This is a genomic window from Pseudomonas sp. S2_H10, from assembly GCF_054668285.1.
Genome location: NZ_CP162754.1, coordinates 3624381 through 3649072 on the forward strand (window position 1 = coordinate 3624381; position 24692 = coordinate 3649072).

Annotated in this window: 24 protein-coding genes; 3 read left to right on the forward strand and 21 right to left on the reverse strand. The window is 57.8% G+C overall.

Annotation, left to right across the window (positions count from 1 at the left end):
- Window positions 1–37: 37 nt before the first annotated feature.
- The 21 genes from glmS to rpmH form a co-directional block, all read right to left on the reverse strand.
- On the reverse strand, window positions 38–1870 hold the full coding sequence (gene glmS / locus AB4O16_RS16255) for a glutamine--fructose-6-phosphate transaminase (isomerizing) (RefSeq protein ID WP_160388587.1): 1833 nt from the start codon (window positions 1868–1870) through the stop codon (window positions 38–40).
- A gap of 1 nt (window position 1871) precedes the next feature.
- Complete coding sequence (locus AB4O16_RS16260) at window positions 1872–2648, reverse strand: DeoR family transcriptional regulator (RefSeq protein WP_160388586.1); 777 nt, start codon at window positions 2646–2648, stop codon at window positions 1872–1874.
- 229 nt (window positions 2649–2877) lie between these two features.
- Window positions 2878–4245 carry a bifunctional UDP-N-acetylglucosamine diphosphorylase/glucosamine-1-phosphate N-acetyltransferase GlmU gene (gene glmU / locus AB4O16_RS16265; RefSeq protein WP_160388585.1) on the reverse strand — a complete coding sequence of 456 codons (1368 nt, stop codon included), beginning with the start codon at window positions 4243–4245 and terminating at the stop codon, window positions 2878–2880.
- A gap of 113 nt (window positions 4246–4358) precedes the next feature.
- Complete coding sequence (locus AB4O16_RS16270) at window positions 4359–4784, reverse strand: F0F1 ATP synthase subunit epsilon (protein WP_007969909.1); 426 nt, start codon at window positions 4782–4784, stop codon at window positions 4359–4361.
- Between the two features lie 45 nt (window positions 4785–4829).
- On the reverse strand, window positions 4830–6209 hold the full coding sequence (gene atpD, locus AB4O16_RS16275; protein WP_060540274.1) for a F0F1 ATP synthase subunit beta: 1380 nt from the start codon (window positions 6207–6209) through the stop codon (window positions 4830–4832).
- A 27-nt stretch (window positions 6210–6236) separates the two neighbouring features.
- Window positions 6237–7097, reverse strand: coding sequence for a F0F1 ATP synthase subunit gamma (gene atpG, locus AB4O16_RS16280; RefSeq protein WP_008045673.1), 861 nt, complete (start codon window positions 7095–7097; stop codon window positions 6237–6239).
- Window positions 7098–7147: 50 nt separating this feature from the next.
- Window positions 7148–8692 (reverse strand): F0F1 ATP synthase subunit alpha, encoded by a 1545-nt coding sequence (gene atpA, locus AB4O16_RS16285; protein ID WP_150716641.1) that lies wholly within the window; start codon window positions 8690–8692, stop codon window positions 7148–7150.
- Between the two features lie 21 nt (window positions 8693–8713).
- A complete protein-coding gene (locus tag AB4O16_RS16290) occupies window positions 8714–9250 on the reverse strand; it encodes a F0F1 ATP synthase subunit delta (RefSeq protein ID WP_007934341.1) in 537 nt (178 codons plus the stop codon).
- A 12-nt stretch (window positions 9251–9262) separates the two neighbouring features.
- Complete coding sequence (locus AB4O16_RS16295) at window positions 9263–9733, reverse strand: F0F1 ATP synthase subunit B (RefSeq protein ID WP_008064601.1); 471 nt, start codon at window positions 9731–9733, stop codon at window positions 9263–9265.
- A gap of 58 nt (window positions 9734–9791) precedes the next feature.
- Window positions 9792–10049, reverse strand: a complete 258-nt coding sequence (gene atpE, locus AB4O16_RS16300; RefSeq protein ID WP_003097235.1) for a F0F1 ATP synthase subunit C — start codon at window positions 10047–10049, stop codon at window positions 9792–9794.
- Window positions 10050–10182: 133 nt separating this feature from the next.
- Window positions 10183–11052 carry a F0F1 ATP synthase subunit A gene (atpB, locus tag AB4O16_RS16305; protein ID WP_160388584.1) on the reverse strand — a complete coding sequence of 290 codons (870 nt, stop codon included), beginning with the start codon at window positions 11050–11052 and terminating at the stop codon, window positions 10183–10185.
- 16 nt (window positions 11053–11068) lie between these two features.
- Window positions 11069–11476, reverse strand: coding sequence for a F0F1 ATP synthase subunit I (locus AB4O16_RS16310; RefSeq protein WP_008045685.1), 408 nt, complete (start codon window positions 11474–11476; stop codon window positions 11069–11071).
- Between the two features lie 148 nt (window positions 11477–11624).
- Entirely contained in the window at window positions 11625–12497 is an 873-nt protein-coding gene (locus AB4O16_RS16315) for a ParB/RepB/Spo0J family partition protein (protein WP_160388583.1), read from the reverse strand.
- A 9-nt stretch (window positions 12498–12506) separates the two neighbouring features.
- Window positions 12507–13304 (reverse strand): ParA family protein, encoded by a 798-nt coding sequence (locus AB4O16_RS16320; RefSeq protein ID WP_150716644.1) that lies wholly within the window; start codon window positions 13302–13304, stop codon window positions 12507–12509.
- A gap of 18 nt (window positions 13305–13322) precedes the next feature.
- The gene (rsmG, locus tag AB4O16_RS16325) at window positions 13323–13967 is read right to left on the reverse strand and encodes a 16S rRNA (guanine(527)-N(7))-methyltransferase RsmG (RefSeq protein WP_150716645.1); all 645 of its coding nucleotides are present in this window, start codon (window positions 13965–13967) and stop codon (window positions 13323–13325) included.
- Window positions 13964–15862 carry a tRNA uridine-5-carboxymethylaminomethyl(34) synthesis enzyme MnmG gene (mnmG, locus tag AB4O16_RS16330; protein WP_460155316.1) on the reverse strand — a complete coding sequence of 633 codons (1899 nt, stop codon included), beginning with the start codon at window positions 15860–15862 and terminating at the stop codon, window positions 13964–13966. The genes rsmG and mnmG overlap by 4 nt, the downstream gene beginning before the upstream one ends.
- A 550-nt stretch (window positions 15863–16412) precedes the next feature.
- Window positions 16413–17783, reverse strand: coding sequence for a tRNA uridine-5-carboxymethylaminomethyl(34) synthesis GTPase MnmE (gene mnmE / locus AB4O16_RS16335; protein WP_460155317.1), 1371 nt, complete (start codon window positions 17781–17783; stop codon window positions 16413–16415).
- A gap of 79 nt (window positions 17784–17862) precedes the next feature.
- On the reverse strand, window positions 17863–19542 hold the full coding sequence (yidC, locus tag AB4O16_RS16340) for a membrane protein insertase YidC (protein ID WP_160388580.1): 1680 nt from the start codon (window positions 19540–19542) through the stop codon (window positions 17863–17865).
- Between the two features lie 2 nt (window positions 19543–19544).
- Complete coding sequence (yidD, locus tag AB4O16_RS16345; protein ID WP_010207715.1) at window positions 19545–19790, reverse strand: membrane protein insertion efficiency factor YidD; 246 nt, start codon at window positions 19788–19790, stop codon at window positions 19545–19547.
- The gene (gene rnpA / locus AB4O16_RS16350; RefSeq protein WP_056727027.1) at window positions 19783–20184 is read right to left on the reverse strand and encodes a ribonuclease P protein component; all 402 of its coding nucleotides are present in this window, start codon (window positions 20182–20184) and stop codon (window positions 19783–19785) included. The genes yidD and rnpA overlap by 8 nt, the downstream gene beginning before the upstream one ends.
- 16 nt (window positions 20185–20200) lie before the next feature.
- Entirely contained in the window at window positions 20201–20335 is a 135-nt protein-coding gene (gene rpmH / locus AB4O16_RS16355; RefSeq protein ID WP_003213577.1) for a 50S ribosomal protein L34, read from the reverse strand.
- 566 nt (window positions 20336–20901) lie between these two features.
- Between rpmH and dnaA the strand changes: the two genes are divergently transcribed.
- From dnaA to recF, 3 genes are read left to right on the forward strand one after another with little or no spacing between them, the layout of a single operon-like run.
- Complete coding sequence (dnaA, locus tag AB4O16_RS16360; RefSeq protein ID WP_160388578.1) at window positions 20902–22425, forward strand: chromosomal replication initiator protein DnaA; 1524 nt, start codon at window positions 20902–20904, stop codon at window positions 22423–22425.
- Between the two features lie 39 nt (window positions 22426–22464).
- Window positions 22465–23568, forward strand: coding sequence for a DNA polymerase III subunit beta (dnaN, locus tag AB4O16_RS16365; protein ID WP_007969885.1), 1104 nt, complete (start codon window positions 22465–22467; stop codon window positions 23566–23568).
- A gap of 20 nt (window positions 23569–23588) precedes the next feature.
- On the forward strand, window positions 23589–24692 hold the full coding sequence (gene recF, locus AB4O16_RS16370; protein WP_392892916.1) for a DNA replication/repair protein RecF: 1104 nt from the start codon (window positions 23589–23591) through the stop codon (window positions 24690–24692).

Here is a 24692-nt window from a genome sequence, read left to right on the forward strand (position 1 = left end):
AACCCCCTGAGAAGGGGGTTTTTCATCTGTGGATAACTTATTCCACAGTAACCGATTTCGCCAGGTTGCGCGGCTGGTCAACGTCGGTGCCCTTAAGCACGGCGACGTAGTACGACAGCAGTTGCAGCGGGATGGTGTAGAGGATCGGCGACAGGATGTCGTGGATGTGCGGCATGTGCACCACGTGCGTGCCTTCACCGTTGGTCATGCCGGCCTTCTCGTCAGCGAAGACGATCAACTGGCCGCCGCGGGCGCGGACTTCCTGGAGGTTGGATTTCAACTTCTCCAGCAGTTCGTTGTTCGGCGCCACGGTCACCACGGGCATGTCGTTATCCACAAGCGCCAACGGGCCGTGTTTCAGCTCGCCGGCAGGATAGGCTTCGGCGTGGATGTAGGAAATTTCCTTGAGCTTGAGGGCCCCTTCCATCGCTACCGGGAATTGCGCGCCACGGCCGAGGAACAGCGTGTGGTTTTTCTCGGCGAACAGCTCGGAGATCTTTTCCACGGTGCTGTCCATCGCCAGCGCCTCGCCCAGACGGGTTGGCAAACGACGCAGTTCTTCGACCAGGGTCGCTTCGACGCCTTTGGCCAGGGTGCCACGAACCTGACCCAGGGAAAGTGTCAGCAACAGCAGGCCCACCAATTGCGTGGTGAAGGCTTTGGTCGACGCCACACCGATTTCGCGGCCGGCCTGGGTCAACAGGGTCAGATCGGATTCACGCACCAGCGAGCTGATGCCGACGTTGCAGATCGCCAGGCTGGCGAGGAAGCCCAGTTCCTTGGCGTTGCGCAGCGCAGCCAGGGTGTCGGCGGTTTCGCCGGACTGGGAGATGGTCACGAACAAGGTGTCCGGCTGCACCACCACCTTGCGGTAGCGGAATTCGCTGGCGACTTCGACCTGGCAAGGAATGCCGGCCAGCTCTTCGAGCCAGTAACGCGCGACCATGCCGGCGTGGTAGCTGGTGCCGCACGCGACGATCTGGACGTTGCGCACTTTGGCGAACAACTCGGCAGCCTGTGGACCGAATGCCTGTACCAGCACCTGGTTCTGGCTCAGGCGACCTTCCAGGGTGCGCTGCACCACGGACGGTTGCTCGTGGATTTCCTTGAGCATGAAGTGGCGGAATTCGCCTTTATCAGCGGCTTCCGCGCCATCGCGGTACTGCACGGTTTCACGCTCGACAGCCTGGCCGTCAACGTCCCAGATCTGCACACTGTCGCGGCGGATTTCGGCGATGTCGCCTTCTTCCAGGTACATGAAGCGGTCGGTGACCTGGCGCAGGGCCAACTGGTCGGACGCGAGGAAGTTTTCCCCCAGGCCCAGGCCGATCACCAGCGGGCTGCCGCTGCGGGCTGCAACCAGGCGATCCGGTTGTTTTGCACTGATGACCGCCAGACCGTAGGCACCGTGCAACTCTTTGACGGTCGCCTTCAGGGCCACGGTCAGGTCGCTCAGATCCTTGAGTTTGTGGTTCAGCAGGTGAGCGATGACTTCGGTGTCGGTGTCCGAGGTGAACACATAGCCCAGGGCCTTGAGTTGTTCACGCAGGGCTTCGTGGTTTTCGATGATGCCGTTGTGCACCACTGCCAGGTCACCGGAGAAATGCGGGTGAGCATTGCGCTCGCACGGTGCGCCGTGAGTAGCCCAGCGGGTATGGGCGATGCCCAGGCGACCGACCAGCGGCTCGGTGGCCAGTGCCTGTTCCAGCTCGCTGACCTTGCCCGGACGACGCATGCGCTCGAGTTTTTCATCGTTGGTGTAGACCGCCACGCCGGCGCTGTCGTACCCACGGTATTCAAGGCGCTTGAGGCCTTCGACGAGGATGGCGGTGATGTTACGTTCTGCGACTGCGCCGACAATTCCACACATGCTATTTCTCCTGACTGACAGCCGCGCATATCAAAGTGATGCCGCGGGCCTGAATCTGATCGCGAGCCTCAAGCGGCAGGCGTTCATCGGTAATAAGGGTATGGACACTGCTCCAGGGCAGTTCCAGGTTGGGAATCTTGCGGCCGATCTTGTCGGCCTCCACCATCACTACCACTTCTCGGGCGACTTCGGCCATGACCCGGCTCAGCCCCAGCAGTTCGTTGAAGGTGGTTGTACCGCGAACCAGATCGATGCCATCGGCACCGATGAACAGCTGGTCGAAGTCGTAGGAGCGTAGTACCTGCTCGGCGACCTGCCCCTGAAAGGACTCGGAATGCGGGTCCCAGGTGCCACCGGTCATCAACAGCACCGGTTCATGCTCAAGCTCGCTCAAGGCATTGGCGACATGCAGCGAGTTGGTCATCACCACCAGGCCAGGTTGCTGACCCAGTTCCGGGATCATCGAGGCGGTGGTACTGCCACTGTCGATAATGATGCGCGCATGCTCGCGGATCCGCGCGACGGCGGCACGGGCGATGGCTTGTTTGTACTTGGAAACCGGCTGACCCAGGTCGGTCACCAGCTCCTGAGGCATGGTGATGGCCCCCCCGTAGCGACGCAGCAACAGACCATTGCTTTCAAGTGCCGCCAGATCCTTGCGAATCGTAACTTCCGACGTTTCGAAGCGCTTGGCCAACTCATCCACACTCACTTCGCCCTGCTCAGTGAGCAAGGCGAGAATGTTGTGGCGACGCTGAGGCGTGTTGCGCTTCGACATGGGCTGGTAAGTTTCGATTCGAAAGATAACGGAAGCAATCAAAACCTATCGGCGAAACTTCGTCAAGCGTCATGCGATAAAAAGAACTGTGGATAACTTGTAGGAGCGAGCTTGCTCCGGGCGGCGTTCCGACGATGAATTCGAGAGCGGCGCATTTTTCCAGAAAGAATGCGTCATCGTTCACGCCCATCGCGAGCAAGCTCGCTCCTACAAGGGAGTTGTGTATAACTCAGTTCTTTTTGACTTTCTCCGGCCGCTTCCAGCCGTCGATGTTCTTCTGGCGAGCACGTCCGATGGCCAACTGGGATTTATCCACAGTCGAAGTAATGGTCGATCCGGCTGCCGTGGTTGCACCGTCGAGGATATCCACAGGCGCTACCAACGAGTTGTTGGAGCCGATGAACACATCCGCACCCAGCACGGTTTTCCACTTGTTCACACCATCGTAGTTGCAGGTGATGGTGCCGGCGCCAATGTTGGTGCGCGCGCCGATCTCGGCATCGCCCAGATAGGCCAGGTGACCGGCCTTGGCGCCTTCGCCCAGGTGCGCGTTTTTCAACTCGACGAAGTTACCCACATGCGCGCGGGCTTCCAGCACGGTGCCTGGACGCAGACGGGCGAACGGACCGGCATCGCTGGCTTCACCGAGGATGGCGCCTTCGATGTGGCTGTTGGCCTTGATGACCACGCCTTTGCGCAGTGTACTGTCCTTGATCACGCAGTTCGGGCCGATCACCACGTCGTCTTCGATGACCACCTTGCCTTCGAGAATCACGTTGATGTCGATCAGCACGTCGCGGCCAACCGTGACTTCACCGCGCACATCGAAACGCGCCGGGTCGCGCAGCGTCACGCCTTGGGCCATCAAGCGCAGACCAGCGCGCAATTGATAGTGACGCTCAAGTTCGGAAAGCTGTTTACGATCGTTGGCGCCCTGCACTTCCATCGCGTCGTGGGGTTGTTCGGTAGCCACCACCAGACCATCGTTGACCGCCATTTCGATCACGTCGGTCAGGTAATACTCGCCCTGCACGTTGTTGTTGGACAGGCGACTGGTCCAGTCAGCCAGGCGATCCGCCGGGACTGCGAGGATGCCGGTGTTGCCTTCGTTGATGGCACGTTGAGCTTCGGTGGCGTCCTTGTGCTCGACGATCGCGGACACCTTGCCATCAGCGTCGCGAACAATTCGACCGTAACCGGTCGCGTCGTCCAGTTCGACGGTGAGCAGGCCCATTTGCCCAGGCACGACCAGCTTGAGCAGGCGCTGCAGGGTTTCCGTTTCAATCAAAGGCACATCACCGTACAGAACCAGCACGGTGTCGGCCTTGATGAAGGGTACAGCCTGGGCCACGGCGTGACCGGTGCCCAGTTGTTTGTCCTGAAGGACGAAATTCAGATCGTCAGCGGCCAGGCGCTCACGCACGGCATCGGCGCCATGGCCGATCACCACGTGGATGCGCTGTGGATCAAGTTGTCGGGCGCTGTGGATAACATGGCCGAGCATGGAGTTGCCGGCAATCGGGTGCAGTACTTTCGGCAAAGCGGAACGCATGCGCGTGCCTTGGCCAGCAGCGAGAATAACGATTTCAAGAGACATGACTGGCTACCAATCCTGGGTGGTCAGCGGCTGCGACCAGGTTGTAAAAATCGGAAAAGAAAAAAGGGTAGCCGAGGCTACCCTTTTTAATCAATCACACAACAAGCGCAGCCTTAGTGGCCGAACTTCTTGCGGATCTGCTGGACGGTGCGCAGCTGAGCTGCGGCCTCGGCCAGACGTGCGGCAGCGGAACCGTAATCGAATTCAGCGCCACGTTCATGCAAGGCCTTCTCGGCAGCCTTGACGGCTTCCTGAGCGGAGGCTTCATCCAGGTCGGCAGCACGTTGCACGGTGTCGGCAAGTACCTTGACCATGTTCGGCTGAACCTCGAGGAAACCACCGGAGATGTAATACACCTCCTCTTCCCCGCCCTGCTTGACCAGGCGGATCGGACCTGGCTTCAGATTAGTGATCAGCGGCGCGTGACCCAGGGCGATACCAAGATCACCCAGTGCACCGTGCGCAATCACCATCTCGACCAGACCGGAAAAGATTTCCCCTTCCGCGCTGACGATATCGCAATGGACTGTCATAGCCATCTGATTGCCTCAACCTAAATTAGCGCCCGTTGCCGGGCGCCGGGATTACAGTTTCTTGGCTTTCTCGATCGCTTCTTCGATGCCGCCAACCATGTAGAACGCTTGTTCTGGCAGGTGGTCGTAGTCACCGTTGAGGATGCCTTTGAAGCCAGCAATGGTGTCTTTCAGGGAAACGTATTTACCCGATGCACCGGTGAAGACTTCAGCCACGAAGAACGGCTGCGACAAGAAACGCTGGATCTTACGAGCACGGTTTACCAACTGCTTGTCGGCTTCCGACAGCTCGTCCATACCCAGGATCGCAATGATGTCCTTCAGTTCTTTGTAACGCTGCAGAACGTACTGAACGCCGCGAGCGGTGTCGTAGTGGTCCTGGCCGATCACGTTCGGGTCCAGCTGGCGCGAAGTCGAGTCCAGTGGATCGACCGCTGGGTAGATACCCAGGGAGGCGATGTCACGGGACAGAACGACGGTGGCGTCCAAGTGGGCGAAGGTGGTCGCTGGCGACGGGTCGGTCAAGTCATCCGCAGGTACGTATACCGCTTGGATCGAAGTGATCGAACCTTCCTTGGTCGAAGTGATACGTTCTTGCAGAACGCCCATCTCTTCAGCCAGGGTCGGCTGGTAACCTACTGCCGAAGGCATACGGCCCAGCAGTGCGGATACTTCAGTACCGGCCAGGGTGTAACGATAGATGTTGTCGACGAACAGCAGAACGTCGTTACCTTCGTCACGGAACTTCTCGGCCATGGTCAGGCCGGTCAGTGCTACGCGCAGACGGTTACCCGGCGGCTCGTTCATCTGACCGTAAACCAGTGCCACTTTGTCCAGAACGTTGGAATCCTTCATCTCGTGGTAGAAGTCGTTACCCTCACGAGTACGCTCACCCACACCTGCGAACACGGAATAACCGCTGTGCTCGATGGCGATGTTACGGATCAGTTCCATCATGTTTACGGTTTTGCCTACACCGGCACCACCGAACAGACCGACTTTACCGCCTTTGGCGAACGGGCAGACCAGGTCGATAACCTTGATGCCGGTTTCCAGCAGGTCGTTGCCGCCTGCCTGTTCAGCGAACGAAGGCGCTGGACGGTGAATGCCCCAACGCTCGTCGGTATCGATTGGACCTGCTTCGTCGATCGGGTTGCCCAGAACGTCCATGATCCGGCCCAGAGTCGCTTTACCGACCGGTACGGAGATGGCTGCGCCAGAGTCGACAACGTCCAGACCGCGCTTCAAGCCTTCGGTGGAACCCATCGCAATGGTACGAACCACGCCGTCGCCCAGCTGTTGCTGAACTTCCAGGGTGGTCCCGGCCGCGCTTTGTACAGTCAGCGCGTTGTAGATGCTCGGTACGCTGTCGCGTGGAAATTCCACGTCGATAACGGCGCCGATGATTTGAACGATACGTCCGCTACTCATAGCTGGATCCTCTGAATATTTGAACCGTTAAACCGCGGCAGCGCCGCCGACGATTTCCGAGATCTCTTGGGTGATCGCAGCCTGACGCGCCTTGTTGTAGACCAGCTGCAAATCGCTGATCAAATCACCGGCGTTGTCGGTAGCGTTCTTCATCGCGATCATCCGCGCAGCTTGTTCAGCCGCGTTGTTCTCGACCACCGCCTGGTAGACCTGCGACTCCACGTAACGGACCATCAAGCCGTCCAGCAGCTCCTTGGCATCCGGTTCGTAGAGATAGTCCCAGTGGTGCTTGAGGTCTTGATCCGGGGTTGCCACCAGTGGAATCAATTGCTCCACGGTAGGCTGTTGCGTCATGGTGTTGATGAACTTGTTGGACACCACGGACAGGCGGTCAATACGGCCGTCCAGGTAGGCATCCAGCATCACCTTGACGCTGCCGATCAGATCATTGATCGACGGCTCTTCACCCAGGTGGCTGATAGCTGCAACGACGTTACCGCCGAAGTTGCGGAAAAAGGCCGCACCCTTGCTACCAACGACACACAGATCGATCTCGACGCCGTTTTCGCGGTTTACCGCCATGTCCTTGACCAGGGCCTTGAACAGGTTGGTGTTCAAGCCGCCGCACAGACCACGGTCACTGCTCACTACGACATAACCGACACGCTTGATTTCGCGGTCGATCATGAACGGGTGGCGGTATTCCGGGTTGGCGTTGGCCAGATGCCCAATTACCTGGCGGATACGCTCCGCATAAGGACGGCTAGCAGCCATGCGCATTTGTGCCTTGCGCATTTTGCTGACCGCCACTTTTTCCATGGCGCTGGTAATCTTTTGCGTGCTTTTGATGCTCGCAATCTTACTGCGAATCTCTTTTGCGCCTGCCATGTAACACCTATCAGGTTAGCAAGCGGGAGCCGCTAGGCTCCCGCTGCGGCTTACCAGGTTTGGGTGGCCTTGAACTTCTCGATACCGGCTTTCATGCCAGCGTCGATTTCGTCATTGAAGTCACCCTTCACGTTGATCTTCGCCATCAATTCGGCGTGATCGCGGTTGAAGAAAGCAATCAGCGCTTGTTCGAAGCTGCCGATCTTGGCGATTTCAACGTCAGTCAGGAACCCACGCTCAGCGGCATACAGCGACAGCGCCATGTCAGCGATCGACATTGGTGCGTATTGCTTCTGCTTCATCAGCTCGGTAACGCGCTGACCATGCTCAAGTTGCTTACGGGTCGCTTCGTCCAGGTCAGAAGCGAACTGGGCGAATGCCGCCAGTTCACGGTACTGAGCCAGAGCGGTACGGATACCACCGGACAGCTTCTTGATGATCTTGGTCTGAGCGGCACCACCCACACGGGATACCGAAACACCGGCGTTCACTGCAGGGCGGATGCCCGAGTTGAACATGGCCGATTCCAGGAAGATCTGACCGTCGGTGATGGAAATCACGTTGGTCGGAACGAACGCGGAAACGTCGCCAGCCTGGGTTTCGATGATCGGCAGTGCGGTCAGGGAACCGGTTTTGCCGGTCACTGCGCCGTTGGTGAACTTCTCTACGTATTCTTCCGAAACGCGGGATGCGCGCTCCAGCAGACGGGAGTGGAGATAGAACACGTCGCCTGGGTAAGCTTCACGGCCTGGTGGACGGCGCAGCAGCAGGGAAATCTGGCGGTAAGCCACTGCTTGCTTGGACAGATCGTCATAAACGATCAGCGCGTCTTCACCGCGGTCGCGGAAGAATTCACCCATGGTGCAACCGGAGTACGGTGCCAGGAATTGCAGCGCAGGAGATTCCGAAGCACTGGCAGCCACGATGATCGTGTTAGCCAGGGCGCCGTTTTCTTCCAGCTTGCGAACCACGTTGGCGATGGTCGATTGTTTCTGACCGATTGCTACGTAGACGCAGAAAATGCCGCTGTTCTTCTGGTTGATGATCGCGTCGATCGCCAGAGCGGTTTTACCGATCTGACGGTCACCGATGATCAGCTCACGCTGGCCACGGCCGACAGGGATCATGGCATCGACAGCCTTGTAGCCAGTCTGTACAGGCTGGTCTACCGACTTACGCCAGATCACGCCCGGAGCAACTTTCTCGACCGCGTCGGTCTCGGTGTTGCCCAGTGGACCTTTGCCGTCAACTGGGTTACCCAGTGCGTCGACTACGCGACCCAGCAGTTCCTTACCAACCGGAACTTCGAGGATGCGGCCGGTGCACTTGGCGCTCATGCCTTCAGCCAGAGACTGGTATGCGCCCAATACAACGGCACCTACAGAGTCTTGCTCCAGGTTGAGGGCCATACCGAAGACGCCGCCCGGAAACTCGATCATCTCGCCGTACATTACGTCGGCCAGACCGTGAATCCGCACGATACCGTCAGATACGCTGACGACAGTGCCTTCGTTACGGGCTTGGGAGGTCACATCGAGCTTGTCGATGCGGCCCTTGATAATTTCACTTATTTCGGAAGGATTGAGTTGCTGCATTGCTCTGCTGCCCCTTCAAACTCAAGATTTCAATGCTTCGGCAAGTTTCGCGATTTTGCCGCGAATCGAGCCATCGATAACCAGGTCGCCGGCGCGGATGACGACACCACCAATAAGGGCAGCGTCCTCCGCAACTTGCAGGCGCACTTCCCGGTTGAGTCGTGCACTGAGAACCTTGGCGAGTTTGTCTTGCTGTTCTTGGTTCAATGCAAAAGCACTGGTCACTTCTACGTCTACCGACTTCTCTTGTTCGGCCTTGTACAGGTCGAAAAGAGCGGCAATCTCCGGCAACAGCGGGAGACGGTCGTTTTCGGCAACGACGTTGATGAAGTTCTGTGCCTTGGCATCAAACTTGTCGCCGCACACGTCAATGAACGTGGCGGCCTTTTCTGCGCTCGTCAGTCGCGGGGCCTTGAGCACGCGCTGCATGGTGTCGTCTTCCGACACCGCTGCAGCCAGGCCGAGCATGGCTGACCAATTGGCCAGTTGCTGGTGGGCCTGAGCGTGCTCGAAGGCCGCCTTAGCGTAAGGTCGGGCCAACGTGGTCAGTTCTGCCATGATCGCCCTCGCTTAGATTTCAGCAGCCAGTTGGTTAACCAGCTCTGCGTGCGCGTTTTGATCGATTGTGGCACCCAGGATCTTCTCGGCGCCGCCGACTGCCAGCAAGCCCACTTGGGCACGCAGCGCGTCTTTGACACTGTTCAGTTCCTGTTCGATCTCGGCTTGAGCCTGAACCTTCACACGGTCAGCGTCGATACGGGCTTTTTCAACAGCCTCTTCAACGATCTGATTACCGCGTTTCTTGGCTTGCTCGATGATTTCAGCTGCCTGAGCTTTCGCTTCGCGCAGTTGCTGACCCGCTTTCTCTTGGGCCAACTCCAGGTCGCGAGCTGCTCGGCTGGCAGCGTCCAGACCATCAGCGATCTTCTTTTGACGTTCGTGCAAAGCCGCGATGACCGGAGGCCATACGAACTTCATGCAGAACAGTACAAAAATCAGGAACGCAACGGACTGGCCAATCAGGGTCGCATTAATGTTCACGCCAACACCTCGCAGTTACGTTGTCCATCACACCAAATTACCCGGAAGATCCGAGTAATTAGCCAGCGATCTGACCAACGAACGGGTTCGCAAAGGTGAAGAACAGAGCGATACCAACACCGATCATGGTTACGGCGTCGAGCAGACCGGCAACGATGAACATTTTAACTTGCAGCATTGGAACCATTTCTGGTTGACGCGCTGCGCCTTCCAGGAACTTGCCGCCCAGCAGGCCGAAACCAATTGCGGTACCCAGTGCGCCCAGGCCGATCAACAGTGCAACAGCGATAGCGGTTAGACCAACTACAGTTTCCATCTTTCCTCCCGACTTTTACGTCGTATGGTTTAGGTTTTTTAGATTAAAGCGGTAAAACAAATCGTTTCAGATGCCCCGTCAGGAGCACCTTCCCGTTTGACCGGGAAGGACATCAGACTAGTCGAGACTGGTCTTAATGGTTTTCTTCGTGTGCCATCGACAGGTAAACGATGGTCAACATCATGAAGATGAACGCCTGCAGGGTGATGATCAGGATGTGGAACACAGCCCACGCCCACTGCAGAACAACGCCCAGGCCACTAAGCCAGAGCAGACCGCTGCCGAACATCACAGCAATCAGAATGAAGACCAGCTCGCCGGCGTACATGTTGCCGAACAGACGCAGAGCCAGGGAGATCGGCTTGGCGATCAGGGTCACGAATTCCAGCAGGAAGTTCACCGGGATCAGCAGGGCCTGAACGAAGATGTTCTTGCTGCCGAACGGGTGCAGGGTCAGTTCGCCGATGAAGCCGCCGATGCCCTTGACCTTGATGCTGTAGAAAATGATCAACGCGAACACCGACAGGGCCATGCCCAGGGTAGCGTTCGGGTCAGTGGTCGATACGGCACGGAATGGAATGTGCGGATCGCCGGAGATCGCCATGGCCAGCTGAGGAATCCAGTCGACCGGAATCAGGTCGACGGCGTTCATCAGGAACACCCAGACGAAGATGGTCAGTGCCAGCGGTGCAATCACCGGGCTACGGCCATGGAAGCTGTCTTTCACGCTGCCATCGACGAATTCGACCAAAACTTCAACGAAGTTCTGCAAAGCACCAGGCTGACCGGAAGTCGCCTTCTTTGCCGCCATGCGGAAAAGAAGAACGAAGATCAGACCCAAAGCGACCGACCAGCCGAGAGTATCGACGTGGAAAGCCCAGAAGCCCATTTCCTTGGCTTCTGCTGCGGTGTGGGCAAAGCCCCAGCCGCCGGTAGGGTGCTGACCGAAGGTCAGGTTCTGCAAGTGGTGCTGGATATAGCCCGAAGCGGTTGTTTCTGCCATGGTTGCCTCAAACGCCCTAAGGTCTCGAAAGTCTTGTTCTCATCAGCAGGGGAGCGAACCAGCTGACCGACTGAGTCAGCACGAAGGCACCGAATACTGCAATCGGCGCCAGTGGCTTCACACCTGCAAACACCAGTGCAAACAGCACTGCCGTCAAAATCAGTTTGCCTGCCTCGCCGGCATAAAATGACCGGACGATGGACTGGGCTGCTCGGGCGCCGGAAAACCGAAATGCCCTGTGAGCGAAATAAACATTGGGTAGCAAGGCTATCAGGCCTCCGCAGAGTCCGGAGTACCCGGCAACGACTCCATATCGGTACCAGAGCGCCAAAGCGGCGATCAGCAACACGACAAATTGAGCCATCAACACCGGAAAAACTGCCAGGCGATGGAAGGGCAGGCGGTTTGGCGTGCGGGTTTCCATCACTTTTACTCTCCAATGGTCGGCTGCCGAAATTCACTAACTTGGCATAATTTGTGCCGACAAAATGCGCGCAGAGTATAGGGGCGGTTCTGCCCCTATTCAACTGTCAGGTAGTGATTTCCGACTGCGCGCTACATGAGGAAATGTTTCAGCGGATATGTGCGAGTACGCCTTGAAGCTCGTCCAGGGAGTTGTAGCCAATCACCAACTGCCCCTTACCCTTCTTACCGTGGCGAATCTGCACCGCAGAGCCTAGGCGCTCGGCCAGGCGCTGTTCGAGACGGGCGATATCCGGGTCCGGTTTTGCCGCTTCCACAGGCTCCGGTTTACCACTCAACCACTGGCGAACCAGTGCCTCGGTTTGGCGCACGGTCAGCCCGCGTGCGACAACATGTCGCGCCCCTTCGACCTGCTGATTTTCCGGCAAACCGAGCAAAGCACGGGCATGACCCATTTCCAGGTCGCCGTGGGACAACATGGTCTTGATGACTTCCGGCAACGAAATCAGGCGCAACAGGTTCGCCACGGTCACCCGGGACTTGCCCACAGCCTCGGCCACCTGTTGCTGGGTCAGCTGGAACTCCTGCTGCAAGCGCTGCAGGGCCACCGCTTCTTCGATCGGGTTGAGGTCTTCGCGCTGGATGTTCTCGATCAGCGCGATGGCGATCGCGGTTTCATCGGGTACATCGCGAACCATCGCCGGGATGGTTTCCTGCCCGGCCTGCTGGCTGGCACGCCAGCGGCGTTCACCGGCAATGATTTCGAAGCGGCCAGCGCCGATCGGGCGCACCACGATGGGCTGCATGACGCCCTGGGCCTTGATCGACTGCGCCAGCTCTTCGAGCGCCTGCGGATCCATGTCACGACGCGGCTGGTACTTGCCGCGCTGGAGCAAGTCCAGTGGCAAGTGTTGCAGCTCACGGTGATCGGCTTGCGCCGCTTGTTCTTCCAGCGAGCTGACGGTCGGACCACTCAGCAGTGCATCCAGTCCTCGTCCGAGACCTCGTTTCTTGACGGCCATGGGGATTCCTTAAGTTGCCTGAGCGGCGGCGATGCGTGAGTTTTTGCGCTGACGACGAACCATTTCGCCCGCCAGTGCCAGGTAGGCAACGGCACCGCGCGAGGATTTGTCGTACGCCAGCGCCGGCATGCCGTAGCTTGGCGCTTCGGCCAGACGGATGTTGCGCGGAATGACGGTGTCGTAGAGCTGTTCGCCGAAATGTTCCTTGAGCTGCGCCGAGACATCGTTCATCAGGCTCAGGCGCGGGTCGTACATCGTGCGCAGCAGGCCTTCGACCTTGAGGTTCGGGTTCAGCAGCTCGGCGATGCGCTTGATGTTATCCACAAGGTCGCTCAAGCCTTCGAGGGCGAAGTACTCGCACTGCATGGGGATAATCACCCCGTCGGCGGCAACCAGTGCGTTCAAGGTCAGCATCGACAGCGACGGCGGGCAGTCGATCAGGATGTAGTCGTAGTTTTCGCGGATCGGCGCCAGCGCACTGCGCAGGCGGCTCTCCTTCATCTGCATTTCCAGCAGAACCACTTCGGCCGCGGTGAGATCGCGGTTGGCCGGCAACAGCTGGTAACCACCGTGTTCGGAGTAGTGCATGGCCTGGGCCAGGTCGCATTCGCCGATCAGCAGGTCGTAGACCGAGTTTTCCAGGCCGTGTTTATCCACACCGCTACCCATGGTGGCGTTGCCCTGTGGATCAAGGTCGATCAACAGCACCCGGCGCTTGGTCGCGACCAGGGATGCTGCGAGGTTGATGCAGGTGGTGGTTTTGCCCACGCCACCCTTTTGGTTCGCTATCGCGAATACCTTAGCCATTCTTGCTTGTGTTCCCAATCATGCCGTGCGGCGCAGTATCAGCAGATGGCGTTGGCCTTGGCAACCAGGTACGGCCAGGGCGTGTTCGCTATCGAGGTGGAAGTCTGCCGGCAATGCTACCAGCTCATCGGCCGGATGAACGCCCTTCATTGCCAGCCAGCGTGTTTCGCTATCGCCGAGGTGGCGAGTCCAGTTGCTGAAGTTCTCCATGCTGCTGAACGCCCGGGAAATGATCCCGTTGAACGGCTGGGCAGGCTGGAAGGCTTCGACGCGACTGTGGATAACTTGCAGGTTATCCAGTTTGAGTTCGAGTTTGACCTGGGTCAGGAAGCGGGTTTTCTTGCCGTTGCTGTCCAGGCAAGTCACCTGGGACTCGGGAAACAGGATGGCCAACGGAATGCCAGGCATGCCGCCGCCGCTGCCGACGTCGAGCCAGCGACCGTTTTCGATGAACGACATCACACTCAGGCTATCGAGCAGATGGCGGGAGACCATTTCGTCCGGATCACGCACGGCGGTGAGGTTGTAGGCCTTGTTCCATTTGATCAACAGGGCCAGATAACCCAGCAGTTGCGCGTGCTGGGTGTCTGTCAGCGTGACGCCAAGCTGGCGGGCACCTGTGGATAACTCTTCTGCATGTTGCGAAGTGACCAACGAACTCAAGCGCTTTGCTCCAACTGACGGCCCGCGCCGCGTTTTTTCAAATGAATCATCAACAGCGAAATGGCTGCCGGCGTTACGCCCGGGATACGCGAAGCCTGGCCCAAAGTCTCTGGACGGGTCGCACCGAGCTTGCTCTGGATCTCTTTGGAGAGACCGGAAATATTCGTGTAATCGATATCCACAGGCAGTTTGGTGTCTTCGCTGGCTCGCAGGCGGGCGATTTCATCCTGTTGACGATCGATGTAACCGGCGTACTTGGTCTTGATCTCGACCTGTTCGGCAACCTGTGGATCTTCTGCGCCACCGCCAGTGACGGAGATCAGACCAGCGTAGTCGATTTCCGGACGGCTCAAGAGATTGAGCAGGTTGTATTCGTGAGTCAGCGGCGTGCCGAATTTTTCGGCAATCGCATCGCCCTGTTCGGTGCCCGGGCGAACCCAGGTGCTCTTCAGGCGCTGCTCTTCCAGTTCGATGCTTTCGCGTTTTTTGCAGAAAGCCGCCCAGCGCGCGTCATCGACCAGACCCAGTTCGCGACCTTTTTCGGTCAAGCGCAGGTCGGCGTTGTCTTCACGCAGGATCAAACGGTATTCGGCACGGGAGGTGAACATCCGGTACGGCTCTTGGGTACCGAGGGTGATCAGGTCGTCGACCAGTACACCGATGTAGGCCTCGTCGCGACGCGGGCACCAGGCCTCTTTGCCTTGTGCTCGCAGTGCAGCGTTGGTCCCGGCAAGCAAACCCTGGGCGCCGGCTTCTTCGTAACCGGTGGTGCCGTTGATCTGCCCGGCGAAGAACAGGCCGCCGATGACTTTGGTTTCCAGGCTGTACTTCAGGTCGCGCGGGTCGAAGTAGTCGTACTCGATGGCGTAGCCCGGACGCACGATGTGCGCGTTTTCCATGCCGCGGATCGATTGCACGATCTGCAATTGCACGTCGAACGGCAGGGATGTGGATATCCCGTTCGGATACAGCTCGTTTGTCGTCAAACCTTCCGGTTCGATGAAGACCTGATGGCTTTCCTTGTCGGCAAAGCGATGGATCTTGTCTTCGATCGACGGGCAATAACGCGGGCCGATGCCTTCGATCTCACCGGCAGCGGAATACATCGGCGAACGGTCGAGGTTCGCGGCAATGATTTCGTGGGTGCGGGCGTTGGTGTGGGTAATCCAGCAGCTGACTTGCCGCGGATGTTGCTCTTTGGACCCCATGAACGACATCACCGGGATCGGTGTATCGCCGGCTTGCTCGGTCATTACCGAGAAATCCACAGAGCGGGCGTCAATACGCGGCGGTGTACCGGTTTTCAGGCGACCCACGCGCAGCGGCAGTTCACGCAGGCGGTGAGCCAGCGCGATCGATGGCGGATCACCGGCGCGACCACCGGAAAAATTCTGCAAACCGATGTGGATAAGTCCACCGAGGAAGGTGCCTGTGGTCAAAACCACCGAGTCGGCGAGAAAACGCAGGCCCATTTGGGTCACTACGCCACGCACTTGTTCCTGCTCGACGATCAGGTCATCGGCTGCCTGTTGAAATATCCACAGGTTCGGCTGGTTTTCCAGGATTTCGCGGACAGCGGCCTTGTACAGAACCCGGTCTGCTTGTGCACGGGTTGCACGCACGGCCGGGCCTTTGCGGCTGTTCAACACGCGAAACTGGATCCCACCTTTGTCGGTAGCAATGGCCATCGCGCCACCCAGGGCATCGATTTCCTTGACCAGGTGACTTTTGCCGATCCCGCCAATGGCCGGATTGCAACTCATGGCACCGAGGGTTTCCACGTTATGCGTCAGCAATAGGGTTTTAACCCCCATACGTGCTGAGGCCAGTGCTGCCTCGGTACCGGCATGACCGCCGCCGATGACGATCACTTCAAAACGGGAAGGGAAATCCACCACGCACCTCGTGCCTGCTTAAGTAGGTAATTCAGGAATAGTTTGAGCTCAGGTTTTTGGACCTGGTCGACAAGTATAGGGACTTCGCCCTTCCTAAAGAACCCTTTGCACAAAATTTAACCAGCTGTGGAAAAGTCGGAGTTATAGAAATTAAAAAGAAAGAAATTTATTAAATCTTTGTTTTTATGTTTATTTCTATGTACCTGACTTTCTGTGGATAGATCTTTACAGGCCTTTATTTTCAATGTGTACAGAGATTCAAAACCCTGTGTTCATGTGCCAATGAGGCCCTTGGATAACCGGGGTAAGCCTGTGGATGAAAGAGGTGCTTATCCACAGGGGTGGTTATATCCAGTTTTCAGGCCCTGTTATCAACTGACCTTAGTGGCGGTTATTCACAGGGCTTAATCCACAGAAAAACGTCGTTTGCTCAAAATCCGCGCACGAAAATTCAGCTCAAGCAGACAATGTCCGCTCGGCACTGGAGGGTTTATTCACAAAAGGAGGGAGCAGACAGGCACGAATGGCCTGTCTGTGAACAACAGGCGGGTTACTTACCGATGCAGAAGCTGGAGAAGATTCGCCCCAACAGATCGTCGGAACTGAAGGCGCCAGTGATTTCACCAAGCGATTGCTGAGCCTGGCGCAAATCCTCGGCCAACAGCTCGCCGGCACCGGCCAGGGTCAATTGCGCGCGGCCATGCTCGAGGGCAGCACTGGCATGACGCAGCGCCTCCAGGTGCCGCCGGCGAGCACTGAAGCTGCTTTCGGACGTTTGCTCGTAGCCCATGCAGGCCTTGAGGTGATCGCGCAGCAGTTCCAGGCCAGCACCTGCGGACTTGGCACTAAGGCTGATGGTGACATGACCGTCCTCGCTGATCTCCATGGCAATGGCTTCACCCGTAAGGTCAGCCTTATTGCGAATCAGGGTCACTTTCGCGGGATCGGGACGGGTTTCGAGAAACTCCGGCCACAATGCAAACGGATCAAGGGCTTCCGGTGCAGTGGCATCGACTACCAACAGCACCCGATCCGCTTCGCCGATGGCTTTCAAGGCACGTTCGACGCCGATTTTTTCCACATGGTCATCGGTATCGCGCAGACCGGCGGTATCCACCACGTGCAGCGGCATGCCATCGATATGGATATGTTCACGGAGTACATCGCGGGTGGTACCGGCAATTTCGGTCACGATCGCCGCTTCACGCCCGGCCAGCGCATTGAGCAGGCTGGATTTACCGGCATTCGGACGACCGGCAATCACCACGGTCATGCCGTCACGCAGCAAGGCGCCCTGCCCGGCTTCGCGCATGACGGTGGATAACTCGTCGCGCACTTTGTCGAGCATGCTCAGGACGTGGCCATCTGCGAGGAAGTCGATTTCCTCTTCCGGGAAATCGATGGCCGCTTCGACATAAATGCGCAGGCCGATCAGTTGCTCGGTGAGGTTATGCACACGTGACGAGAAAGCGCCCTGCAGGGAGCGCAACGCGTTTCGCGCCGCCTGGGCAGAACTGGCTTCAATCAGGTCGGCAATGGCTTCGGCCTGGGCAAGGTCCAGTTTGTCGTTGAGGAAGGCGCGTTCACTGAATTCCCCCGGTCGGGCGAGCCGGCAACCCAGTTCCAGGCAGCGCTTGAGCAACATATCCAGAACGATCGGGCCGCCGTGACCCTGTAGTTCCAGGACATCTTCGCCAGTAAACGAGTTTGGCCCGGGAAAATACAGCGCGATGCCCTGATCCAGTACTTCGTCGTTTTCACCGAAGAACGCACCGTAGTGGGCAAATCGCGGCTTGAGCTCGCGACCACTGAAGGCCTTGGCCGCAACGCTGGCCAACGGCCCGGAAATACGCACGATGCCTACACCGCCACGGCCCTGGGCGGTGGCGACGGCTGCGATGGTTTCACGAGGAACGCTCATAAACCGGTATCCAGACAAAAGTGACAGATAGCAAAACGCCCCACTAGGGGGCGTTTTGAGTGGTTATGCACAGTGTAAATCAGGCAGCTGCTTTAGCGGCCGCTTCGATCTTACGTGTGATGTACCACTGTTGGGCGATCGACAGGCAGTTGTTCACTACCCAGTACAGCACCAGACCAGCCGGGAACCACAGGAAGAAGAAGGTGAAGATGATTGGCATCAGCTTCATCACCTTGGCCTGCATCGGATCCGGAGGAGTCGGGTTCAGCTGCTGCTGGATGAACATGGTTGCGCCCATGATGATCGGCAGAATGAAGAACGGATCCTTGATCGACAGGTCAGTGATCCACAGCATGAACGGCGCCTGGCGCATTTCAACGCTTTCCAGCAGAACCCAGTACAGCGAGAGGAAAACCGGCATCTGCACGAGGATTGGCAAGCAACCACCCAGCGGATTGATCTTCTCTTTCTTGTACAGCTCCATCATGGCTTGCGACATTTTCTGCCGGTCATCGCCATGTTGCTCTTTCAGCGCGGCCAGTTTCGGTGCCACTGCACGCATGCGCGCCATGGATTTGTAGCTGGCAGCCGACAGCGGGAAGAAGATCCCTTTGATCAGCATGGTCAGGAAGATGATCGACCAGCCCCAGTTACCCACAATGGCGTGGATGTGTTGTAGCAACCAGAAGATCGGTTGGGCGATGAACCACAGAATGCCGTAGTCGACGGTCAGTTCCAGACCTGGGGACAACTCTTTGAGCACGGCCTGGCTTTTCGGACCTGCGTACAGAACAGCGCTGGTCTCGGCCTTGGCGCCCGGTGCAACGCTCATCGATGGGCCGGTGTAGCCGATGATGTAGTTGCCTTTGCTGTCTTTACGGGTCTGGACGACGTTGTTTTCGCCCTTGGCCGGAATCCACGCGGTCACGAAGTAGTGCTGCAACCAGGCAACCCAACCGCCAGTGACGGTTTCTTTGAGCGCTGCCTTGTCCATGTCCTTCATGGACACTTTCTTGTACGGCTCAGAACTTGTCCACAGGGCGGCGCCCAGGTAAGTCGCGGTGCCGGTAGCCGTGGTCGACGATGGATCGGCGCTGGCGTCGCGCTTCAACTGGGCGAACATCGCACCGGTCCAGGGCTGAGCGCTCTGGTTGTCGATCAGGTAGGAAACGGTTACGTCATACAGGCCGCGTTTCACGGTGAAACGCTTGATGTAGTTGACGCCGTCCTTGCTGAACTTCAGGTCTACGACCAATTGGTCCTGACCGTCAGCCAGTTGATAAACCTTCTTCTCCGAGGAATAAACCGGACGACCGGCCGGATTTGCATCCGGACCGTTGGTGCCGATCAGACCGCTTTGCGCCAGATAAGTACGTTCGCCGCCGTTATCGAACAGCTGGAACGGAATTTCCGGGTGATCCTGGCGACGCGGATACAGCGGCAGGGTCAACTGGGCAACATCGCCACCTTGTGGGTCGATAGCCAGGTCCAGTACATCCGTTTTGATCTGGATGAGGTCCTTGCTCACAGCCACCGGCGTTTCGGCAGGTGCGCTGGTGTCGCTTGCAGCACGTGGAATGTCGTCACTGGCGGAAGCGTTGGAGCCAGTTGCCGTTTCCGGCAGGCCCGGTGCAGTCGTACTGGAGGCAACATTCTGAGTCGGCAAGGCAGCCTGACCATAGTCTTGGTTCCATTTAAGAACCATAACGTAGGACACGATTGCCAGGGCGACGATCAGGATCGTGCGTTTGATATCCATGATTACTCGGCCATCGAAGAAGAACGGGAGGTAGGGATAGGTGGAACCGGGTCATAACCACCGGGATTCCACGGATGACAGCGACCTAAACGACGAAAGGTCAGCCAGCCACCGCGAAGAAGGCCATGATTTTCGATGGCTTCTAACGCGTAGCAGGAACAACTGGGGTAGAAACGACAGTGACTGGCCATCAGAGGACTAATGGCATAGCGGTAAAACTGGATCGGAACGAGTGCCAGTTTACGCATCGGGACTGTCTACCCCTACAGTTTCGGTTTTGACTGCTGGTACCGGCGAACTGCGAGCCAGACGTTTCCAGAGTTTGCCGAAATGCTGAATCAATTCGGGGTTTTCTACGTCACCCAAACCTTTGCGCGCGACGATAACGATGTCCCAACCGACCAGTGAATCCTGGTTCAGGCGAAACGATTCGCGCATCAGACGTTTGAGGCGATTGCGCTCGACGGAGAGCTTTACGCTCTTTTTCCCGATAACCAACCCGAGACGGGGGTGATCAAGATCGTTGTTGCGCGCAAGGAGCAGGAGATTTTTCCCCGGAACCTTGCCGGTAGGGGAGTCAAAGACTGCCTTGAATTGCCGGGGAGTAAGCAGACGCTTTTCCCGACTGAAGTCCTGACTCACCTCCAGTGCCGGCTTATCAAACTGCCAGACGCGCACGACCTTTGGCGCGACGACGCGACAGAACGGCACGACCGTTCTTGGTAGCCATGCGAGCACGGAAGCCGTGGGTACGAGCGCGTTTGATAGTGCTTGGTTGGAAAGTACGTTTCATTGTCGTGTTACCTGGTTCGTCCACAACGGGCCGGAATGGCCCCCGTTTTAAGAGACCGGGGATTCTAGAGAAAGCAAGCCTTCAGGTCAATTTCCAACCAGCGTTTCCTTATAAATAGATCTCCAGGCGTTTTGCGCTGAAGGAACCGTCGGTAAATATAAAAATAAGAAAGGAAAGTATTTAAAGCTTTTCTGTAAAGCTTATAAAAGCTAGGCTCGCCTCCTTCTGTGGATAAGTCGATTCAACCCTTGTTTTACCTGATGTACAGAGAATGACAACTACAGTGGAAAACCGTGTTCAGCCTGTGCTGCACTGTCGGATAACCTGTGGGTGGAAAGCCGCTTTATCCACAGGCCGGTTATCCACCGAGTTTCGCCCCCACTTGTGCAATGACCTTAACCCCGGTTATCCACAGAGCTTATGCACAGACCATTGGTCGTCTTTTTTGCGTATAAATCCCTGATTGTTCTTGGTCGATGAACCACCTTCGTGTGGATAAGTCGGCGTCTGGCCGCTACAATGGCCGCTTGTTTTTGCCTCACCGGCTTTCAACTTAGGGGATATCCGTGTCAGTGGAACTTTGGCAGCAGTGCGTGGAGCTTTTGCGCGATGAGCTGCCTGCCCAACAATTCAACACTTGGATCCGTCCACTACAGGTCGAAGCCGAAGGCGACGAGTTGCGTGTCTATGCACCCAACCGTTTTGTTCTGGACTGGGTCAACGAAAAGTACCTGGGGCGTGTTCTCGAATTGCTCGATGAGCACGGCAACGGCATGGCGCCTGCGCTTTCCTTGTTAATAGGCAGCAAACGCAGTTCGGCACCCCGTGCCGCGCCCAATGCTCCCCTGGCAGCTGCGGCTTCCCAGGCCCAGGCTGCACAGGCACCCGCCAGTTCGCCAGCGCCGGCACCTGCCGCGGCTTCGACCAAACGCGCCACGCAAAAAACGGCCGAGGTAAACGAGGAAGAACCTTCCCGTGACAGCTTCGACCCGATGGCCGGCGCCAGTTCGCAACAGGCCCCGGTGCGCGCCGAGCAACGTACCGTGCAGGTTGAAGGTGCGCTCAAGCACACCAGTTACCTGAACCGTACCTTTACCTTTGAGAATTTCGTTGAAGGTAAATCCAACCAACTGGCGCGCGCCGCCGCCTGGCAGGTGGCGGACAACCCCAAGCACGGGTACAACCCGCTCTTCCTTTATGGTGGTGTCGGCCTGGGTAAAACCCACTTGATGCACGCTGTGGGTAACCATCTATTAAAGAAGAACCCGAATGCCAAGGTGGTGTACCTGCATTCGGAGCGTTTCGTGGCGGACATGGTCAAGGCCCTGCAACTGAACGCGATCAACGAGTTCAAACGCTTCTACCGCTCGGTGGATGCCTTGCTGATCGATGACATTCAGTTCTTCGCCCGCAAGGAGCGTTCCCAGGAAGAGTTTTTCCACACCTTCAACGCCCTGCTCGAAGGTGGCCAGCAGGTCATTCTCACCAGTGACCGCTACCCGAAAGAAATCGAAGGCCTTGAAGAGCGCCTCAAATCCCGCTTTGGCTGGGGCCTGACCGTAGCGGTCGAGCCGCCGGAGCTGGAAACCCGCGTGGCGATCCTGATGAAGAAGGCCGATCAGGCCAAGGTCGATCTGCCACACGACGCCGCGTTCTTCATTGCCCAGCGCATTCGCTCCAACGTCCGTGAGCTGGAAGGCGCGCTCAAACGCGTGATCGCCCACTCGCACTTCATGGGCCGCGATATCACCATCGAGCTGATTCGCGAATCCCTGAAGGACTTGTTGGCGTTGCAGGATAAACTGGTCTCTGTGGATAACATTCAGCGCACCGTCGCCGAGTACTACAAGATCAAGATCTCCGACTTGCTGTCCAAGCGTCGTTCTCGCTCGGTCGCACGTCCGCGTCAGGTTGCAATGGCCTTGTCCAAAGAGTTGACTAACCACAGCCTGCCGGAAATCGGCGATGTGTTTGGCGGCCGCGACCATACGACTGTTTTGCACGCCTGCCGCAAGATCAACGAACTTAAGGAATCCGACGCGGACATCCGCGAGGACTACAAGAACCTGCTGCGTACACTGACCACTTGATGAACACCAGCGCAGCTAATTAAGGCAAGGGACTAGACCATGCATTTCACCATTCAACGCGAAGCCCTGTTGAAACCCCTGCAACTGGTCGCAGGCGTCGTCGAACGCCGCCAGACCTTGCCGGTGCTCTCCAACGTGCTGCTGGTTGTCGAAGGCCAGCAATTGTCGCTGACCGGTACCGACCTGGAAGTCGAGCTGGTCGGTCGTGTTCAACTCGAAGAGCCGGCGGATCCGGGTTCCATCACCGTGCCGGCGCGCAAGCTGATGGACATCTGCAAAAGCCTGCCGAACGATGCGCTGATCGATATCAAGGTCGATGAGCAGAAGCTTGTGGTCAAGGCTGGCCGTAGCCGCTTCACCTTGTCGACATTGCCGGCCAACGATTTCCCGACTGTAGAAGAAGGCCCGGGTTCGCTGACCTGCAGCCTGGAGCAAAGCAAGCTGCGTCGTCTGATCGAGCGCACCAGCTTCGCCATGGCCCAGCAGGACGTGCGTTACTACCTCAACGGCATGCTGCTGGAAGTGTCTGCCGGCGTGATCCGCGCCGTGGCCACCGACGGTCACCGCCTGGCCATGTGCTCGATGCAGGCCGATATCGGTCAGCCGGATCGTCACCAGGTCATCGTGCCGCGCAAAGGTATCCTCGAACTGGCGCGCCTGCTCACCGAGCCGGACGGCAATGTCAGCATCGTGCTGGGCCAGCACCATATCCGCGCCACCACCGGTGAGTTCACCTTCACCTCGAAACTGGTCGACGGTAAATTCCCGGACTACGAGCGCGTTCTGCCAAAAGGCGGCGACAAGCTGGTACTGGGTGATCGCCAGGCGTTGCGCGAAGCGTTCAGCCGTACCGCGATTCTGTCCAACGAGAAGTACCGCGGTATCCGTCTGCAACTGGCCAGCGGTCAGCTGAAGATCCAGGCGAACAACCCGGAGCAGGAAGAAGCGGAAGAGGAAGTGGGCGTTGAATACAACGGCGGCTCCCTGGAAATCGGCTTCAACGTGAGCTATCTGCTCGACGTACTGGGCGTGATGACCACCGAGCAGGTTCGTCTGATCCTGTCCGACTCCAACAGCAGTGCGCTGGTGCAGGAATCGGACAACGACGACTCGGCCTACGTCGTCATGCCGATGCGTCTGTAATCATGCCCAGCAGAAGCTAGATGTCCTTAAGTCGCGTCTCGGTCACCGCGGTGCGCAATCTGCACCCGGTGACCTTCTCCCCCTCTCCCCGCATCAATATCCTTTACGGCGCCAACGGCAGCGGCAAAACCAGTGTTCTGGAAGCCATCCATCTGCTGGGGCTTGCCCGTTCGTTTCGCAGCACCCGCCTGTTACCGGTCATTCAATACGAACAGCTTGCCTGCACGGTGTTTGGCCAGGTTGAACTGGCTGAGGGTGGGCAGAGCGCCTTGGGCATTTCGCGGGATCGCCAGGGTGAATTCCAGATCCGGATCGATGGGCAGAACGCGCGCAGCGCAGCCCAACTGGCCGAGATCCTGCCGCTGCAACTGATCAACCCGGACAGCTTTCGATTGCTGGAAGGGGCACCGAAGATTCGCCGACAGTTTCTCGATTGGGGCGTGTTCCACGTGGAACCGCGCTTCATGTCAACCTGGCAGCGCTTGCAGAAGGCCCTGCGCCAGAGAAACTCTTGGCTGCGGCATGGTACACTTGACGCCGTTTCGCAAGCGGTTTGGGACAGGGAACTGTGCCAGGCCAGCGCTGAAATTGATGAATACCGCCGCGCCTATATCAAAGCCTTGAAACCAGTCTTTGAACAAACCTTGAGCGAACTGGTTGAGCTTGAAGGCTTGACGCTCAGCTATTACCGCGGCTGGGACAAGGACCGTGAATTGAGTGCTGTGCTCGCCGGGTCTCTACAGCGGGACCAGCAAATAGGGCACACCCAGGCCGGACCACAACGTGCTGATTTGCGCCTCAGACTGGGCGCACACAACGCCGCGGACATCTTGTCCCGTGGCCAGCAGAAGTTGGTGGTTTGCGCATTACGGATTGCCCAGGGGCACTTGGTCAGCCAGGCTCGACGCGGTCAGTGTATTTATCTGGTGGATGACTTGCCGTCCGAACTGGACGAGCAGCACCGTCGCGCGCTTTGCCGCTTGTTGGAAGACTTACGCTGCCAGGTATTTATCACCTGTGTAGATCACGAATTATTGAGGGAAGGCTGGCAGACGGAAACGCCAGTCGCACTGTTCCACGTGGAACAGGGCCGTATCACCCAGACCCACGACCATCGGGAGTGA